General features: G+C 55.4%; 4 protein-coding genes. 2 read left to right on the forward strand and 2 right to left on the reverse strand.

All coding sequences use genetic code 11. The annotated features are described in order from the left end of the window. A partial coding sequence (locus tag AC5RWD_RS23030; RefSeq protein ID WP_494022239.1) for a hypothetical protein occupies positions 1-217 on the forward strand: 217 nt, incomplete at its 5' end. 515 nt (positions 218-732) lie between these two features. Here the strand turns inward: AC5RWD_RS23030 and AC5RWD_RS23035 are convergent. Beyond that, positions 733-1,197, reverse strand: a complete 465-nt coding sequence (locus tag AC5RWD_RS23035) for a hypothetical protein (protein WP_494022240.1) — start codon at positions 1,195-1,197, stop codon at positions 733-735. Positions 1,198-1,634: 437 nt separating this feature from the next. Here AC5RWD_RS23035 and AC5RWD_RS23040 point away from each other — a divergent pair, with 437 nt between their 5' ends. Continuing rightward, positions 1,635-1,865, forward strand: coding sequence for a hypothetical protein (locus AC5RWD_RS23040; RefSeq protein ID WP_494022241.1), 231 nt, complete (start codon positions 1,635-1,637; stop codon positions 1,863-1,865). Positions 1,866-2,013: 148 nt separating this feature from the next. Here the strand turns inward: AC5RWD_RS23040 and AC5RWD_RS23045 are convergent. Then, positions 2,014-2,712 (reverse strand): hypothetical protein (locus AC5RWD_RS23045; protein ID WP_494022242.1); only part of this gene is annotated, 699 nt, incomplete at its 5' end.

Raw genomic sequence — 2,712 nt, forward strand, 5'->3', positions numbered from 1 at the left:
CCATGATTTCCCATACGACCGCAAACCCGCCCCAGAGGATGCTGAAAGGCACGAGAAAGGCATCAGCGCCTGTAAAGCGAACTCGGGGGTCGGGTTGACCAACCCACAGGAGCCGTTCGCCCTGGCGAAGGAGTGGCAGAATCCGGCTTCTTGGATCGTCCATGCTGAAGTGTTACACAGTCAGTTCCTGCCTGAACAGGGAAAACACCGGCAGTAAGTGCCGGCGGCGCCTCAGAAAGGTGCAGCTTTTCGAGACACGCCGAAGACGCCGGACACGCAGATACAGTTTGGGGAGATTCCTGTGACTGTCATAAATCAGAATCGCGGTTTTCACAGATCAGCTGACGGCGTCGGTCGCTGCAAAGAGCAGCCCGCTTCGTCGTGATTGGCGGCGTCGTTCTAATGTTTTGCGGCTACTTCATCGGAAAGCGTAAGAGTTGGAATTAACTCCATTGGGGAACGATGAACGGACAGCAATCCTCATTGTCTAGCTGTTCCCATCAAGGAAACTCTAGGATGGCCGCATGACACCTCGATGGATTGGAACCGCCCTACTCTGCGTGGGTGCAGTAAACGCCCTCTTGGGGACAATGTTGGCTTTTCAGTCCACATCGAACAACATCTGGGCATATGTCATCGTGATTAGTGGCGTTGTCGTAATGATTTGCGGCTACTTCATCGGAAAGCGCAAAAGCTGGAATTAACCCCCATGAGGAATCGGCGGCGTTAGCTTCAGTTGGCAGAACTCATCCTCTGACGCCGCCATTGCATTAATCTTCTCCCGGCCACAAAAGTGCACAGCATGGGGAGGAGCGGGATGAACGGGCCCCTTGACTCAGCGGCCAGGAAGGCAACCGCAACCCAGAAAAGAAGTGAGGCCACCACCCAAGCCACGACAGTCCTCCCTTTGACTGGCACTGGAGGAAGTTCCTCACCGCTGGCGCGCCGCTGCTGCAATTCCTTCCAAGCCTGCCAGCCCAGGGGAATCAAGATCACAACGGTCAGCCCAAGAATGACCATGGCCGCCAAGAAGGAAGATGCGCCGGCCATCTCAAGTGGTATGCGACCTAACGGACCGAGAAGAAAGAGCAACAAAAACAGCCAGAAGTAGAAGCGCCTGCGCTTGGGCGGCAACTCATCCCAAGTCCGGTTGCGCTGGGCATAACGGGACGTTGGGTTGTCGTTCGCGGCCGCCATGCTTCACTGTCTCACCTCAACCTCTACCGGTACCATTTTTTCCTGACAAGCTTCTGGATTCTTTGTCTGCCTCCAGAGGGAGAATAAGGTCAAGCTCGGCATCCAAAGCCCTGAACGGTGTTTCGTCTTTTCGACCGCACAGAGATGGATTGGGCTACTTTAGTGCTCAAGCATGTTCTCTAATTGCCGGAGGATCAGATGTCTAAAGCAACGGTGGTTGGTTTAGGCTGGCTCGCTTGCGGATTTGCCATGCTTGTATTGGGGCGCCTCCTACAGGGGTGGGCAGCCCGATCATATCTGCGGAGCCACCCTAATGGGGACGTTCACCGATACATGCGTCGCAAGTTGCTCTATAAAAATTTGTTGGCCGGTTTCACGATAGTCGGAGGAGTAGCCGTGCTGATCTATGACTTCTTCTGGGGAGCAGGGACAGCAACGTGACTCTCGAGACCTTGGTACATGGCGGAGTGGTCGTCGTTTTCGGTGTGTTGATTATCCTGGCTCGAAACCGGTTTGCCCGTTCGATGATGGAGCAGTTGCGTGGTTTCAAAAAGGATATTACTTCTGAGGGTTTGAGGCGCTTCTGCGCAATAGGTTTGGCCATGTTCGGAGCGCTTGTCATCGTCATAGGTGTTTCTATCGCTATAGGCGCGCCGATCATCCGATAAGGAACCAACCTGGCGGCGTCCCGTCAGGGCCCAGTCTCGAAGTCGTCCCGTTAGCCGGTGGCCGGCCCGGGCGCTTCGTCTCTTCGGGGAACCTCAGTGGACGAAACACGCCTAGCCTGGCTACCAGCCCTGTGATTCCGGTTTTGAACTAAGCAGCAAGAGCGTGAGCAAGCTGCTCCACTTTGCGGTCGGGCACGGAAACGCCCCAGTCACGCTGAACGTAGCGCGCTGCCCGTGCTGCTACATCGGTCGGAGACAGTCCATTAGCCAGCCAAGACATGGCAAGGTCCGCCTCAGTGTCATATTCGTATTCAGGGAACGATTCACCCCCGAACCCCAGGCCCGCCAGGTCCGTCTCAAAGAATATTCGCCGTACGGTCTGGCGTCGCTCCTTGTCCCGTTGATTCACCTCGAAAGTCTCCTTAGGCCCATTACCTGAGCTCCACAATAATCTGTTCCAGCGAACCTTCCATTCTCTGAATGAGGAACCCTCTGCGGAACAGATCGCCTGGTTGAGTCGATCAACCCAATACCGCTGCCCCTCCTTGCTCGTAGGTGAGAGACAGACGTGCTGCCGGACGTGAGAAAGTGTGGGTCGTAGCCCGAGGAAAGGCAAAGACACATGCAATGGTTTGGCAAGGAACCTAGAGCAGCGGCGATTTCGTTCGAACTCGAAGCGATCGCCAATTGTGCCATTCACCCTAAGTTCCTTGATGAGGCGGTAGTGTCCACGGCCAACGTCGACGACAGTGTCGGTGACGGTCGAAAAGTGAGCCATTGTGACGGTTGAAAACTGAGCCACCCGTTCCAAACGATTGGGTGGGTGATCACAGTGGAGGATTGGGCG

This window comes from Arthrobacter sp. CMU6 (assembly GCF_059090205.1).